The sequence below is a fragment of the Serratia sp. CY84636 genome, assembly GCF_052166245.1.
In the GTDB taxonomy this organism is placed as follows: domain Bacteria; phylum Pseudomonadota; class Gammaproteobacteria; order Enterobacterales; family Enterobacteriaceae; genus Serratia; species Serratia nevei.
This window is the reverse complement of record NZ_JBJNOX010000001.1, coordinates 369,846-383,939: the sequence shown is the minus strand read 5'-3', so window position 1 is coordinate 383,939 and position 14,094 is coordinate 369,846. Positions and strand designations below refer to the sequence as shown.

The 14,094-nt window shown below is 57.8% G+C and carries 11 protein-coding genes; 5 read left to right on the top strand and 6 right to left on the bottom strand.

Going from position 1 to position 14,094, the window contains the following annotated elements; genetic code table 11:
* Window positions 1–67 precede the first annotated feature (67 nt).
* The gene (seqA, locus tag ACJ8QI_RS01935) at window positions 68–610 is read right to left on the bottom strand and encodes a replication initiation negative regulator SeqA (RefSeq protein WP_049201976.1); all 543 of its coding nucleotides are present in this window, start codon (window positions 608–610) and stop codon (window positions 68–70) included.
* A 224-nt stretch (window positions 611–834) separates the two neighbouring features.
* On the opposite strand from seqA, the gene ybfF reads away from it, so the two are divergent.
* From ybfF to fur, 4 genes are all read left to right on the top strand, one after another.
* Entirely contained in the window at window positions 835–1,608 is a 774-nt protein-coding gene (gene ybfF, locus ACJ8QI_RS01930) for an esterase (protein WP_080432951.1), read from the top strand.
* 256 nt (window positions 1,609–1,864) lie between these two features.
* The gene (gene ybfE / locus ACJ8QI_RS01925; RefSeq protein ID WP_004939936.1) at window positions 1,865–2,152 is read left to right on the top strand and encodes a LexA regulated protein; all 288 of its coding nucleotides are present in this window, start codon (window positions 1,865–1,867) and stop codon (window positions 2,150–2,152) included.
* A gap of 264 nt (window positions 2,153–2,416) precedes the next feature.
* Window positions 2,417–2,956 (top strand): flavodoxin FldA, encoded by a 540-nt coding sequence (fldA, locus tag ACJ8QI_RS01920; RefSeq protein ID WP_004939938.1) that lies wholly within the window; start codon window positions 2,417–2,419, stop codon window positions 2,954–2,956.
* A gap of 329 nt (window positions 2,957–3,285) precedes the next feature.
* The gene (gene fur, locus ACJ8QI_RS01915; RefSeq protein WP_019454058.1) at window positions 3,286–3,732 is read left to right on the top strand and encodes a ferric iron uptake transcriptional regulator; all 447 of its coding nucleotides are present in this window, start codon (window positions 3,286–3,288) and stop codon (window positions 3,730–3,732) included.
* A 245-nt stretch (window positions 3,733–3,977) separates the two neighbouring features.
* Here the strand turns inward: fur and ACJ8QI_RS01910 are convergent, their stop codons facing one another.
* From ACJ8QI_RS01910 to nagE, 5 genes are all read right to left on the bottom strand, one after another.
* Window positions 3,978–6,635, bottom strand: coding sequence for a beta-N-acetylhexosaminidase (locus tag ACJ8QI_RS01910; RefSeq protein WP_060423601.1), 2,658 nt, complete (start codon window positions 6,633–6,635; stop codon window positions 3,978–3,980).
* A gap of 13 nt (window positions 6,636–6,648) precedes the next feature.
* Window positions 6,649–6,975 (bottom strand): ChiQ/YbfN family lipoprotein, encoded by a 327-nt coding sequence (chiQ, locus tag ACJ8QI_RS01905; protein WP_004939944.1) that lies wholly within the window; start codon window positions 6,973–6,975, stop codon window positions 6,649–6,651.
* Window positions 6,976–7,021: 46 nt separating this feature from the next.
* Window positions 7,022–8,425 carry a chitoporin ChiP gene (chiP, locus tag ACJ8QI_RS01900; protein ID WP_038877490.1) on the bottom strand — a complete coding sequence of 468 codons (1,404 nt, stop codon included), beginning with the start codon at window positions 8,423–8,425 and terminating at the stop codon, window positions 7,022–7,024.
* Window positions 8,426–9,002: 577 nt separating this feature from the next.
* Window positions 9,003–10,667 (bottom strand): glutamine--tRNA ligase, encoded by a 1,665-nt coding sequence (gene glnS / locus ACJ8QI_RS01895; protein WP_049201973.1) that lies wholly within the window; start codon window positions 10,665–10,667, stop codon window positions 9,003–9,005.
* A 240-nt stretch (window positions 10,668–10,907) separates the two neighbouring features.
* Window positions 10,908–12,944 (bottom strand): N-acetylglucosamine-specific PTS transporter subunit IIBC, encoded by a 2,037-nt coding sequence (nagE, locus tag ACJ8QI_RS01890; protein ID WP_060423598.1) that lies wholly within the window; start codon window positions 12,942–12,944, stop codon window positions 10,908–10,910.
* A gap of 334 nt (window positions 12,945–13,278) precedes the next feature.
* Here nagE and nagB point away from each other — a divergent pair, with 334 nt between their 5' ends.
* Window positions 13,279–14,079, top strand: coding sequence for a glucosamine-6-phosphate deaminase (nagB, locus tag ACJ8QI_RS01885; RefSeq protein ID WP_004939952.1), 801 nt, complete (start codon window positions 13,279–13,281; stop codon window positions 14,077–14,079).
* The last annotated feature ends 15 nt before the right edge of the window (window positions 14,080–14,094 follow it).

The window sequence follows — 14,094 nt, the reverse complement described above, 5'->3', positions numbered from 1 at the left end:
CCCTCATCCCTGTCGGTGACCGGGCAAATACGTCGCGCACGGCCATCATGACGGGCTGTTCGCTAAATTAGACGGTACCGCAAACTTTCTCGATCAGTTCCGCCGGGAACTGCATGGCCTGCATGATGTGTTCAATCATGCTGCGTTTGCGGCCGGTATTGGTATTGGTGATCACCCAGTAAGGGGTGCCCGGTACATGCTTCGGCTTGGTATGCGTGCCGTTGGCCAGCAAGGTCTGCTGATCGCCGGCGAAATAGGTGCGGGTACGGCCGGTCAACGCCTCGGTGGCGGCGGCGAAACCGGCGGCATCGAGGGTATACAGGGTGGACAGCACCAGCATGAAACGGTTGACCGCTTTGTTCTGCTCGGCATATTCATCCGACAACAGCAGCTCGCGCATGGCGCGCACGCGATCGCGCGGACGCTGCGCCGGCGCCGTTTTTTCCAGCTCGACGGACTGCGGCGCACTGGCGGCAGGCAACGCGCGCACCGGTTGCCCGGCGGTGAATTTCAACATGCGGCGTAAAATATCGGACGCGCTTTCACCGATGTGTTGCGTGTGGCTGGCAATATAACGGTAAAGCTCTTCGTCGACTTCAATAGTTTTCATCTTTATCCAATACTGTTTTTTCTACTTAGAACCTGAAGCCAGATCCTGCATTCAAGCCATGGGATTATAAGGTTAAAAGCGCTGGGGCGAACACAACAATGTGCCTCCGGACGGAAAATGCAGACTAATACCTATAGCCGGCACTGCCAAGCCCGCGCCGCGAAAATTCCGCATGATTCATCGTGCGATTCAATCATGATACCCTAATCTGAATCTCTCTCAGTATGAACTTCGCCATGAAATTACATTATCAACTGCTGGCCGCCGAGTCAGACGCGCTGCCGGTGCTGCTGATCCACGGGCTGTTCGGCAATCTGGACAACCTGGGCGTGCTGGCGCGCGATCTGCATAAACAGCACACGGTGATCAAGGTCGATCTGCGCAACCACGGCCTCTCCCCGCGCGCCGACGACATGAACTACCCCGCCATGGCGCAGGATCTGCTGGCGCTGCTCGACGAACTGCAGCTGGAAAAAGCGATCGTCATCGGCCATTCGATGGGCGGCAAAGCGGCGATGGCGCTGACCGCCATCGCGCCCGAGCGCGTCGCCAGGCTGATCGTCATCGACGTCGCGCCGGTGAATTACCAGACCCGCCGCCACGACGAGATCTTCGCCGCGCTGAAGGCCGTCAGCGCCGCCGGCATCACCCAGCGCCAGGCGGCTGCCCAGCTGATGCGCGACTACCTGCAGGAAGAAGGCGTGATCCAGTTCCTGCTGAAGTCCTTCCACAACGGCGAATGGCGCTTCAACCTGCCGGTGCTGATCGAACGCTACGAAGACATCACCGGCTGGCAGGAAGTCCCGGCCTGGCCGCATCCGACCCTGTTCATTCGCGGCGGCCTGTCGCCGTACGTGCAGGACAGCTACCGTGCGGACATCGCCCGCCAGTTCCCGCAGGCCCGCGCGCACGTCGTCGCCGGCACCGGCCATTGGGTGCACGCCGAAAAACCGGAAGCGGTGCTGCGCGCCATTCACCGTTTCCTCGACGAAGCCTGAAAAACGCACTCACCTGGCGAAAAAACGCGCTAAAGATAACGGCTTAGCGCGTTTAGCCCGCAGTTAGGCATTGTCGTCGCTCCATCTGCTGGGGTAATATGGCGCGCTATAATTTTGCCGCCGCGCCAGCGCGTTCGCGAACGCCGGTTCGGGGGTGAATTTGGGTTAGGGTTTATTGGCCCGAAGTGTGTTAACCGATGCCTCCGGAAGCGTGCGAGCGCTTTTTGATGCAAACTCCCTTGCAGTACCGCTACCTATGGCAAAAGAACAAACGGATCGCACGACGCTGGATCTGTTCGCAGATGAACGCCGTCCGGGGCGCCCGAAAACCAACCCGCTTTCCCGCGATGAACAGCTTAGAATCAATAAGCGCAATCAGTTACGGCGCGATAAAGTGCGTGGATTGCGGCGCGTAGAGCTGAAAATCAACGCGGATGCGGTGGACGCCCTGAACAAACTGGCGGAACAGCGCAACATCAGCCGCAGCGAACTCATCGAGCAGATGCTGTTGGCACAACTGGCGGAAGAACAGCCGGAACATTGATCTCTTCGGCCGCACGCGCGGCGCGGCGTTAAGGACAACGCCGGATCGACCACGCTTTTCTTCATTCTCCGGCATCGCATAAATGCGATAAAACCCCGGCGCCACTTTCTGGCATGATACGCATTTACCGGTAAGAGACTGCGCCTGTCGGCGCCCGCCCCGGAGGCGAAAGGCTCTTGCCATGGCATCATTTTAATCGGCGTCAGCGGCGGCAGTGCCGGCGTCGAGTAATGCAATTACTTGAATTTAAAGGTTATACGCGATATGGCTACTGTAGGCATTTTCTTTGGCAGCGACACTGGCAATACCGAAAACATTGCCAAAATGATCCAGAAAATTCTCCAGAAACAGTTTGGCGACGACGTCTCTGAAGTGCATGACATCGCTAAAAGCAGCAAAGAAGACCTGGAAGGGTTCGATATCCTGCTGCTGGGTATCCCGACCTGGTACTACGGTGAAGCGCAGTGTGACTGGGATGATTTCTTCCCGACGCTGGAAGAAGTCGACTTCAACGGCAAACTGGTGGCGCTGTTCGGCTGCGGCGACCAGGAAGACTACGCGGAATACTTCTGTGACGCGATGGGCACCATCCGCGACATCATCGAACCGCGTGGCGCGGCCATCGTGGGCCACTGGCCGACCAAAGGCTACCACTTCGAGGCCTCCAAAGGCCTGGCGGACGACAACCACTTCATCGGTCTGGCGATCGACGAAGACCGTCAGCCTGAGCTGACCAACGAGCGCGTGGACGCCTGGGTCAAACAAATCGTCGAAGAGCTGAGCCTGGCCGATATCGTCGGCTAAGCCCCGGCACTGGCGAAAGGTTGAACAAAGGCCCTGTAAAGTGCATAGTGTGCCCACAGGGCCGTCATCGGCAGCAGGGATTGCTGCGATAGAAGCTACAGATTTGTAACTTCCCACCCCGTCACGGTAGACTGAGATATCGGTTTATCCCATCCATCAAGGCGTTGCATGCAAAACATGCAATAGTGCAATTATATCTTTGTTAACAACCGGCGGTTTCCATTTAGTACAACCGGTTCTATAATGAGACGCATTAACTCTTTGTGCCGACCGATGCCACAGGCGAGTACGCCTCAACTTGATTAGCATAGTAACAGGACTGAATTCGCATGACCGACAACAACATCGCATTGAAGAAGGCCGGCTTAAAAGTCACGCTTCCGCGACTCAAAATCCTGGAAGTACTGCAAAATCCGGAATGCCATCACGTCAGTGCGGAAGATTTGTACAAAAAACTGATTGATATGGGCGAAGAGATCGGGCTGGCAACGGTTTATCGCGTACTGAACCAGTTTGACGATGCGGGCATTGTGACACGTCACAATTTCGAAGGCGGCAAGTCCGTGTTCGAGCTGACCCAACAGCATCACCACGATCACCTGATTTGCCTGGACTGCGGCAAAGTGATCGAATTCAGCGACGAATCCATCGAAGTGCGGCAGCGTGACATCGCCAAGCAGCACGGCATCAAGCTCACCAACCACAGCCTGTACCTGTACGGCCACTGTGAAACCGGTGACTGTCGCGAAGACGAAACGCTGCACGACAAGAAATAAGCCTGACCGGCTATGAAAAACCGCCTCACACCGAGGCGGTTTTTTTATGCCTGCCGTGCAAAGGGCAAAAAAATCCCCGGACAAGCCGGGGGAAAATCATGTCATGAAATATCACAATTGCAGCGGCACTGCTACTCCACGTACTACTCTCACTACAACGTCCGCCCTACGCCGACACGCGCGGGCGAACGCATTCCCCCTTCGTTATACGGCCGCCGCCAGGGCAGCAGGCCGTTGCACCGGGCTTAGACCTTCTCGGCGCGGCTGTAGCGCTTGCCGTCCGGGCTAACCGAACGCACCTGCACCTCACCGGACACCGCAGGCTTGGCCTTGGCGTCATAGCGCTGCCACTGCTTGCCGCCGTCGGTGGAGTACTCGATGCCCAATCCCGGCAGCGCGATATTCGCCTCCAGCTTGCCGCCCGCTACGCGTGCGCCCGGCACCGGCAGACGGTAAGCGACGCCACCTTTGTCCAGCTTGGCCAGTTCACGCTGCCCCAGGATATTGGCGAAGCGCAGCCAGTCTTTCTCCAGCGTCTTGGTATCGACAAAGTGGGTTTCCCCGCCTTTGTATTCGCGGCCGGCGCGGTAGTCCTGCTCCCAACCGGCGCGGTGCCAGGCGCGTTCAGCCACCGACAGCGCGCGTGGGAAAATCATGTATTCCATCTGCGGATCGGTGCGCTGGGTTTCGCTCCACAGCTGAGCGGACAGCCCGTAGGCGCCCGGCCACGGCTTATCGCTCTTGGCGTTGAAGTGGTTGCCGTCGCGGTCGACTGAAGTTTCCGCGTTCTGCGGCATGTTATCCGGCGCGAAGCTGAACACCTTGCGCTCGTCGCTGAAGCGGGTGCCCCAGTAGTAACCGCGCTCGTCCGGGTTCACCTCGTAAGGGAAGTCCATGTAGACGTAGTCCGGGTTGGAAACCACCACTTCATACCCTTTGTTGGCCCAGTCGTTGACGCTATCGAAACCGCCCCAGTACAGGGTATCCCAGAAGTTGACGCCCACGCGCGAGGTGGCGAACGCCTTCGCGTTCTCGGCGTCTTTCAGGCCATCCTGCCAGGCCTGCATTCTGTCGATGCCGTGCGCCTTCACCAGCTTGCTGACCTCTTGGCCGAAGTAGCTCGGCAGGTGCTCCATGTCGGCCACCTTGCCTTCTTTGATCATCGTCTGGCACACCTGCGACTTGGCCCACGGTTTGTCTTCGTTGCTCTGATCGATGATGCCTTTGCCCGGCTCCGGTTTCGCCTTGTCGGTGTAGCCGGCGCCCAGGCGAATGTTTTTCGCTTCGTCGCCGCCGAAGTGCCAGGTCTTGATCGGCTGGCCGGCCTCTTTATGCATCTGGGCGATCTCGCCGATCACCTTGTCGACAAAACGCTGGGAAGAATCCAGGCACGGGTTCAGGTAGCTCTGGCGGTTAAAGAACTGCACGGAGGTGGTGTTGGAGGTATCGGTCGGATCCACCAGGCGGAATTCGTTGGCCTCCTGCTCTTTCCCGGCGGCATGCAGCTTTTTATAGCGCGCTTCCATCGAGACCACCGCGGCGCGGGCGTGTGCCGGCATGTCGATCTCCGGGATCACCTCAATCTGGCGCGCCTGGGCGTATTTGATGATGTCGATATAGTCCTGACGGCTGAAGAAGCCGCCGTAGACGTCCGGCCCCTGGCCGTACTGCGGCAGCAGGCAGGTGGTTTCGCTCAGATCGTGGCAGCGCTGGCCGCCGACCTCCGTCAGCTCAGGCAAACCGGGGATCTCAATGCGCCAGCCTTCGTCATCGCTCAGGTGGAAGTGGAATTTGTTGAGCTTGTAGGCCGCCATCTGATCCAGCAGGCGCAGCACCGCGTCCTTCTTATGGAAGTTGCGCGCTACGTCGAGGAAAATGCCGCGATACTGGAAGCGTGGCGCATCGCTGGCGTCCAGCGTGGCGATCTTGCCGCTGCCGTCGCTCGGCACTAACGACAGGATCGACTGCAGCCCGTAGAACACCCCGGCCTGATCGAAGCCGATCACCCGCGCCTCTTTCTTGCCGATTTTCAGCTCATAGGCGCCCGGCACCGCCATCGCGCCTTTAAACTTGCCCGGCTGGATGTCGGTCTTGATCGGATAGCCGTTGGCCTGAACCGGCACGCCCAGCAGCGCGAAGCGCTGGTTGACGACGTCCGCCGCCGGCTTGACCAGTGTGCTTAGATCCGGCGATACCCCTTTGCGCAAATCGACGTCCTGCGCGTGCACCTTCACCTGCATCGGCGTCGGCACGATCTGGCCGCGCAGCGCGCCGGCAGGCAGCGTCTGCAGATCGGCATTGCTGACAAAGCGCGAAGCCGGCGTCATCAGAATGTTTTTGTCGTCCTTGGTGCGCTTCCACTGGTCGCCGGTGAACGGCGCCACAAACTGGTCCAGGTTTTCGGTGTCGGTATTCGCCAGCATTTTCGGCTTGGCGTCGCCGGACGTGGCATACCAGCGCGGCAGGAAGTCGTTTCTGAACAGCTGCCAATATTCGGCGACCACCGGGATTTCCACCGCCTTACCGGCCGGGAAGCCGCTGAATTTGGCGGTCGGCTCCAGCTTGTACAGATCGCCGGTGAGGTGAGCAATCTTGAACTGGTCGTTGTCTACCCGCAGGGTCTGGCGCGGGCTGTGGAAATAGATGACCCAGTCTTTACCGTCGATCGCCTGGCCGTCGTTGCTGAGGGTGAACAACACCCGGTTGCATGAGGCCCAGTCGGCGCCCAGCGCCGCGCAATCCACGCCGTTTTCGCCGGCGCGGTTATCCAGCATTTTTACGTTCAGCTTCAGCTGGCTCAGCTGATCCACCAGCTGTTGATCGGCCATGGCGTTTCCCATGCCGCCCAGAAATCCCATCGTTGCCGTCAACGCGGCTAATGCGCTCAGTTTGAATGCGTTCATGTTCTTGTCCTTCTTAATTATTGTTATCGCGAATTTCTTGCCACAGCTTGCCGCACTTGGCGTCGTAAGCCTGACCGTTACCGCTGTGCACCGCCATAATGCAGTTCTGATAATCCATCACCCGCACCGTTTCCTGCGCGGCGAACTGCTGGTGCTGCTTCTCTTGTTTCAGCACGTTCAGCACCGCCTTACAGGGTTGCAGACGCTCCGGCGAACCTTCGGCGGTGTTGATGCAGGCGCTGTAAGCCTGCTTCAATTTGGCGTCTTCCGGCGGTGCGGCGGGTTGCGCACAGGCGCTCAAGGCCGCGGCGGCCGCCAACATCAGCATGATTTTTTTCATCGTTGAATTCCCTTAACTGCCCCCGGCGGCGAGGCCGGGGAACGCATCAGAAGATGGTGAATGGCGCGATGACCATGAACTTGACGTCTTTCTCGTCCTGGAAGATGTTGCCGTAACCGCCGCCCCAGCTCGGGATGTTGGTGTGGTTGTCATACTGGGTGTAGTGCAGCTTGATCAGGGTGCCCTTGGCGCGCCCTTCCTGGATGGTGTACATCGCGTCCAGGCTCCAGGCGCTTTCCTTCAGGCGCTGGCTCTGATCGTAGATCGGGTTGGTGCTCGGCTTGGCGTCCCAGGCGTAAACGTAGGAGCCGCCGACCGCCATGCCCGGCAGGTTCCAGTTGCTGAGGTCATACATCACGCCGGCGTACACCGCTTTCTCGCCGTTGGCGTTAAAGTCGGAGCGGTTATCCCACCACACGTCCAGACGACCGTTGGACGAGGCGTAGGTCGGGGTCATGCGCTGCAGGAAGAAGCCCTGGTTGCCTTCCGCCTTGACCATGGTGCCTTCCAGACGCCAGTTGAACTGCCCGGTGGTGTAACCGAAGGTCAGCGCCTGCAGCCAGGCCAGGCCGTCGTAGATGCTGTTCGGATCGTTCTTGTCGCTGATGCGGTCTTCCGCACCGTAGAACTGGTAACTGGTGGTCAGCGGGTTGCCGAGCACATCGAATTTGTAAGACGCCTTGGTGAAGTATTGATTCACATAACCCTGCGCCTGGCCGAAGGCGGCTTCCAGCACCAGATCGTTTTTGAAATCGTACTTGGCGCCCAGCGAGTGCAGGTAGGAGACGCGCGTTTTCTTATCGTTCTGGCGGAAGTCGTCCATCTCGATATGCCACGGCGCCTTGTATTTGTCGGTCCACATGTAGGAGAAGCTCAACGCACCGGCGTCGCCGTAGTCGAACTTGGCGCCGGCTTCGGCCCCCTGATAGGTGCCCGGCATAAAGCTCCAGTGCGGCGCCAGCAGGGTTTGGCCGCTCGGCTGAATATAGCCGGCGCGCGCCCAAACCGGGCCGTATTTGAATTTGGCGGCGGCTTTGTACAGGCTGACGCCGCCTTTGTCACCGGAATAGTCTTCGTCGTAGGTACGGTTTTTCGAGGAGAACGCGATCTCGTTCGGGTGGCCGCTGGCGCTGGATTCCGCCAGCTCGATGGCGGTAAAGGCACCGACGTCCAGACCGAACATGTCCCAGGCGTAGCCCGAAGCGAAATCCAGGCTCAGGTTGGCGGTGGAGTGCGACAGGTTGGTGGTGTATTGGTTGTAATCCTTGCTGTCCGGATTAAGATCTTTACGGTCGCGCTCACGTTGCCAGTAATAAATGCCGCCGGTCAGCGTGGAATCATCGATAAACCCTGCGGCTTTCGCCTCAGGCGCCATGGCAAACCCTGTTCCCAACAGCGCGCCCGCGACTGCGAGCGCCAGCGTTTTACGCTGAGCACCGTGCGTACCCATATTGAAATTCCTCTTTGACTTAACTTAAAAGTTGCAGCCGCCTGTGTTCACCACTGCCCTGCACGACTGCCAATAAAAAACCCGAACGGGTAAAAAATATTGCCGACGAGATGTTATTCCCACAGCACTAATTGCTACAGACAGACTATTTTTCGCGACGCGAATTATCAAATGAAAAATGAGGGAGATTTGTCAAAGTATGACAAGGAGCACATATCAGTGAGAATTTGTTACGCTGGTGATCATAGAGGGTGTCGAATAAAAAATTCAATTAAATCAGAATAAATTGAGATACAAGGTCAACCAGAGACGATTAATGGTTTCAGCCTGACTAAATTCGTCAGTCAGACGATAAAAATTGAGAGCGCTCTCCAAATGAAATTAATTCGCATCACGAATATATAAGAAAAAATGAAGACTAATAGGACCAATATAAGAGAACTAATGGGTTAATGCGTCGCCATTAATTAAACGCACCCCGGATAAATGAGAGAGGAATAGATCGCGAGCTGAGCGCAGGCATAAAAAAGCGCGGCTTAAAGCCGCGCTGATTCATTAATTTTCGAGGCGAATAAGATTAGCCTTCGATTTTCGCCCAGGTGTCACGCAGGCCGACGGTGCGGTTAAACACCAGATGCTCGGCCGACGAGTGACGGTTGTCGGCGCAGAAGTAACCTTCTCGCTCGAACTGATAGGCTTTCTCCGGCTGTGCAGCCGCCAGGCTCGGCTCGACGAAGCCGTGCTTGATGACCAGCGATTCCGGGTTGATGGTGGAGAGGAAGTCCTCCGCCGCGCCCGGATTAGGCACGCTGAACAGGCGATCGTACAGGCGAATTTCCGCCGGCAGCGCGTGCGCCGCTGACACCCAGTGGATCACGCCCTTCACCTTGCGGCCGTCGGCAGGATCTTTGCTCAGCGTTTCCGCATCGTAGCTGCAGAAGATGGTGGTGATCTCGCCCGCTTCGTCCTTCTCGACGCGCTCGGCCTTGATCACGTACGCATTGCGCAGACGCACTTCCTTGCCCAGCACCAGACGCTTGTACTGCTTGTTGGCTTCTTCGCGGAAGTCGGCGCGATCGATATAGATCTCGCGGCTGAACGGCACTTCGCGGCTGCCCATTTCCGGCTTGTTCGGGTGGTTTGGCATGGTGACCATTTCCACCGCATCGCCCATGTTCTCGATGACGATTTTCACCGGATCCAGCACCGCCATGGCGCGCGGCGCGTTCTCGTTCAGATCGTCGCGGATGCAGGATTCCAGCGCCACCATCTCGACGTTGTTGTCTTGCTTGGTCACGCCGATGCGCAGGCAGAACTCACGAATCGAGGCGGCGGTATAACCGCGACGGCGCAGACCGGAGACGGTCGGCATACGCGGATCGTCCCAGCCTTCGACGATCTTCTCGGCCACCAGCTGGTGCAGCTTGCGCTTCGACATGATGGCGTATTCGAGGTTGAGACGCGAAAACTCGTACTGACGCGGGTGGCAAGGAATGGTGATGTTATCCAGCACCCAGTCATACAGACGGCGGTTATCCTGGAATTCCAGGGTGCACAGCGAATGGGTGATCCCTTCCAGCGCATCGGAAATGCAGTGGGTGAAATCGTACATCGGATAGATGCACCATTTATTGCCGGTCTGGTGGTGTTCGGCGAACTTGATGCGGTACAGCACCGGATCGCGCATCACGATAAACGGCGAAGCCATATCGATCTTGGCGCGCAGGCAGGCGGCGCCTTCGGCGAACTCGCCGTTGCGCATCTTCTCGAACAGCGCCAGGTTCTCTTCCACGCTGCGGCCGCGGTACGGGCTGTCTTTGCCCGGCGCGGTCAGGGTGCCGCGATATTCACGGATCTGCTCCGGCGACAGCTCATCGACGTAGGCCAGGCCCTTGGTGATCAGCTCAACCGCATACTGGTGCAGCTGATCGAAATAGTCTGAGGAGTAACGAACGTTGCCGCTCCACTCAAAGCCCAGCCACTCCACGTCGTGCTTGATTGACTCCACGAACTCGATGTCTTCTTTCACCGGGTTGGTGTCATCGAAACGCAGGTTGCACTGGCCCTGATAGTCCTTGGCGATGCCGAAGTTCAGGCAGATGGACTTGGCGTGGCCGATATGCAGATAGCCGTTAGGCTCCGGCGGGAAGCGGGTATGTACCGACGTGTGTTTCCCCGACGCCAGATCTTCATCGACGATCTGACGGATAAAATTGGTTGGGCGGGCTTCAGCCTCACTCATTTCACTGTTCCTCAATGCAAAGCGCTACACATAACCGCCTATGATCCAACAAGCCACGTCTGGAAACAACCGTTTGTTTCACGAAAAATGCGGCGCGTTGCACCGTCGGCGCGCAGCGCACCGCCGTGGGGCGAAACGGAATAAAAAAAGCGGGAAGAGATCGCTCTCTTCCCGCCAAGTCGGGGTAAACTCCGCCATGATGCGTGGCCGGCCCCCGGTACTACTCAGGTAAAAACGGTCTTACTTTTGGATCTCGTACAGCTTGGTCTGACCGGCGACGACAGAGCCGCTGGCCAGCGCCGCCAGGCCGGCGTAGTCGTCAGAGTTGCTGACCACCACCGGGCTTATCATCGAACGCGCGTTGGCGTTCAGATAATCCAGATCCAGTTCCAGAATCGGTTGACCGGCTTTCACTTCCGCGCCCTCTTCCACCAGGCGTTTGAAGCCCTGGCCTTCCAGCGCGACGGTGTCGATCCCCATGTGCACCACGATCTCGGCGCCCTTGTCGGTTTCCAGGCAGAACGCGTGGTTGGTATTGAAGATTTTCACCACGGTGCCGTCCGCCGGCGCCACGACGATGTTGTCGGTCGGGCGAATCGCCAGGCCGTCACCCACCGCCTTGCTGGCGAAAGCTTCGTCCGGCACCTGATCGAGCGCCACGACTTCACCGGTCACCGGCGCCACCAGCGTTTCAAACGCGACTTTCGGTGCGTTCGGTACCGCCTGCGGTTTGGCTTCCGCAGCAGGAGCCGCCGCCGGAGCCGCCGCTGCCGCTACCGGGCCGGCGGCAATCACGTTGCGCATTGCGCTGGCGATAAGTTCAGCACGGGTGCCGACGATCACTTGCACGCTCTGCTTGTTCAGACGGATAACGCCGGATGCGCCGAGGCGTTTCGCCAATGCGTCGTTCACCAGCGCGGAGTCTTTCACGTTCAAACGCAGGCGAGTGATGCAGGCATCGATGCCGGTCAGGTTGTCGGAACCGCCGATCGCGCCGACGTAGCGACGGGCCAGCGTGGTAGTTTCGTTCTCGTCTTTACCGGCGTTGCTGTTGACGTTGACGTCATAACCGTCGGTTTCGTCACCGGCAACCGCCAGCTCGCGACCCGGGGTCATCAGGTTGAACTTGTTGATGGTGAAGCGGAACACCACATAGTAGATAACGAAGAACACCAGACCTTGCGGGATCAGCATGTACCAGTGGGTCGCCAACGGGTTGCGCGACGACAGCACCATATCCACCAAACCGGCGCTGAAGCCGAAACCGGCAATCCAGTGCATGCTGGCGGCGATGAAGACGGAAATCCCGGTCAAGATCGCGTGAAGCACATACAGCACCGGCGCCACAAACATGAAGGAGAATTCCAGCGGTTCGGTGATGCCGGTAAAGAAGGCAGCGAATGCCCCCGCCATCATGATCCCCAGCACTTTCGCCTTATTCTCAGGGCGCGCGCAGTGATAGATAGCCAGCGCTGCGCCCGGCAGACCAAACATCATGATCGGGAAGAAGCCCGCCTGATAACGGCCGGTGATGCCGACGACCGCTTTACCGGCTTCGATCGACTGCTGGCCGCCAAGGAAGTTAGGGATATCGTTGATGCCGGCCACGTCGAACCAGAACACCGAGTTCAGCGCGTGGTGCAGGCCGACCGGGATCAGCAGACGGTTGAAGAAGGCATAGATGCCCGCGCCGACGGAGCCCAATTTCTGGATGTGTTCGCCGAAGCTCACCAAAGCGCCGAACACCACTGGCCAGACATACATCAGGATGTAAGCGACCAGGATCATCAAGAAGGAAATGAGGATCGGCACCAGACGGCGACCGCTGAAGAACGACAGCGCCTTAGGCAGCTCGACGCCGCTGAAGCGGTTGTACACTTCGGCGGAGATGATACCCACCAGAATACCGACGAACTGGTTTTCAATTTTGCCGAACGCGGCAGGCACCTGGTCGAGGGGGATCTTCTGAATCATCGACACGGCGGCCGGTGAACAGAGGGTGGTCAGCACCAGGAAACCGACGAAGCCGGTCAGTGCGGCAGAGCCGTCCTTGTCTTTGGACATGCCGTAGGCCACACCGATGGCGAACAGCACGGCCATATGATCGATAATGGCTGAACCGGATTTGATAAATAATGCGGCAAGCGCGTTGTCGCCGCCCCAACCAACAGGGTCAATCCAGTACCCGACGCCCATCAAGATGGCGGCGGCAGGCAGCGTGGCGACCGGCACCATCAGCGCCCGTCCCACCTTTTGCAAATAACTAAGAATGTTCACCTTTTCCCCCTATGTTGTCCGCGGACGGACCCTATTAGTAGTTTATTTGGATCTCTCACTACCTTTTTAGAAACAATGCTTGGCACGTATCACTCATGCCGAGTGTAAAAAATTTATTTTGTATCGCAAATTAAAACCTCCCTTTTTGTGATAAATATCACCAAAAAGTAGTCTTTCCCTCCCAGATTGCTGGCCATCACACAAAACTTATTTTATCATTCAAAAAATCAACCGGACGGACGATTCACGCGAGAATCATAAAGCTGGGTTACGCTTAGGACTCCCGCAGGCCCGTACAGTATAGCTTTAGTTTACTTATCCCAAGAGGTGTTAGATGAGACTTATCCCACTGAAAGATACCGCACAAGTCGGCAAATGGGCCGCGCGTCATATCGTTCAACGCATCAACGCATTCAAGCCAACCGCAGAGCGCCCGTTTGTCCTCGGCCTGCCCACCGGCGGCACGCCGCTGGAAGCCTACAAACATCTGATTGCGATGCACAAAGCAGGTGAAGTAAGCTTTAAGCATGTTGTGACTTTCAACATGGACGAGTACGTTGGCCTGCCGCAGGAACACCCGGAAAGCTACCACACCTTCATGTACCGCAACTTCTTTGACCACGTTGATATCCCTCGTGAAAATATCAACCTGCTGAACGGCAACGCCGCGGATGTCGACGCCGAGTGCCGCCAGTACGAAGAGAAGATCAAGTCTTACGGCAAAATTAACCTGTTCATGGGCGGCGTGGGCATCGACGGCCATATCGCGTTCAACGAGCCGGCTTCATCTCTGGCTTCGCGCACCCGCATCAAAACGCTGACCGAAGACACCCGCATCGCCAACTCGCGCTTCTTCGGCGGCGACGTCAGCCTGGTGCCGAAATATGCGCTGACCGTCGGCGTGGGCACGCTGCTGGACGCGGAAGAAGTGATGATCCTGGTGACCGGCCACGCCAAGGCGCAGGCGCTGGAAGCCGCGGTGGAAGGCAACATCAACCACATGTGGACCATCAGCTGCCTGCAGCTGCACGCCAAAGCGGTGGTGGTGTGCGACGAGCCGGCCACTATGGAGCTGAAAGTCAAAACCGTTAAATATTTCCGCGAGTTAGAAGCGGAAAGCGTGAAAAGTCTTTAATCTTTGCAGGGGGCT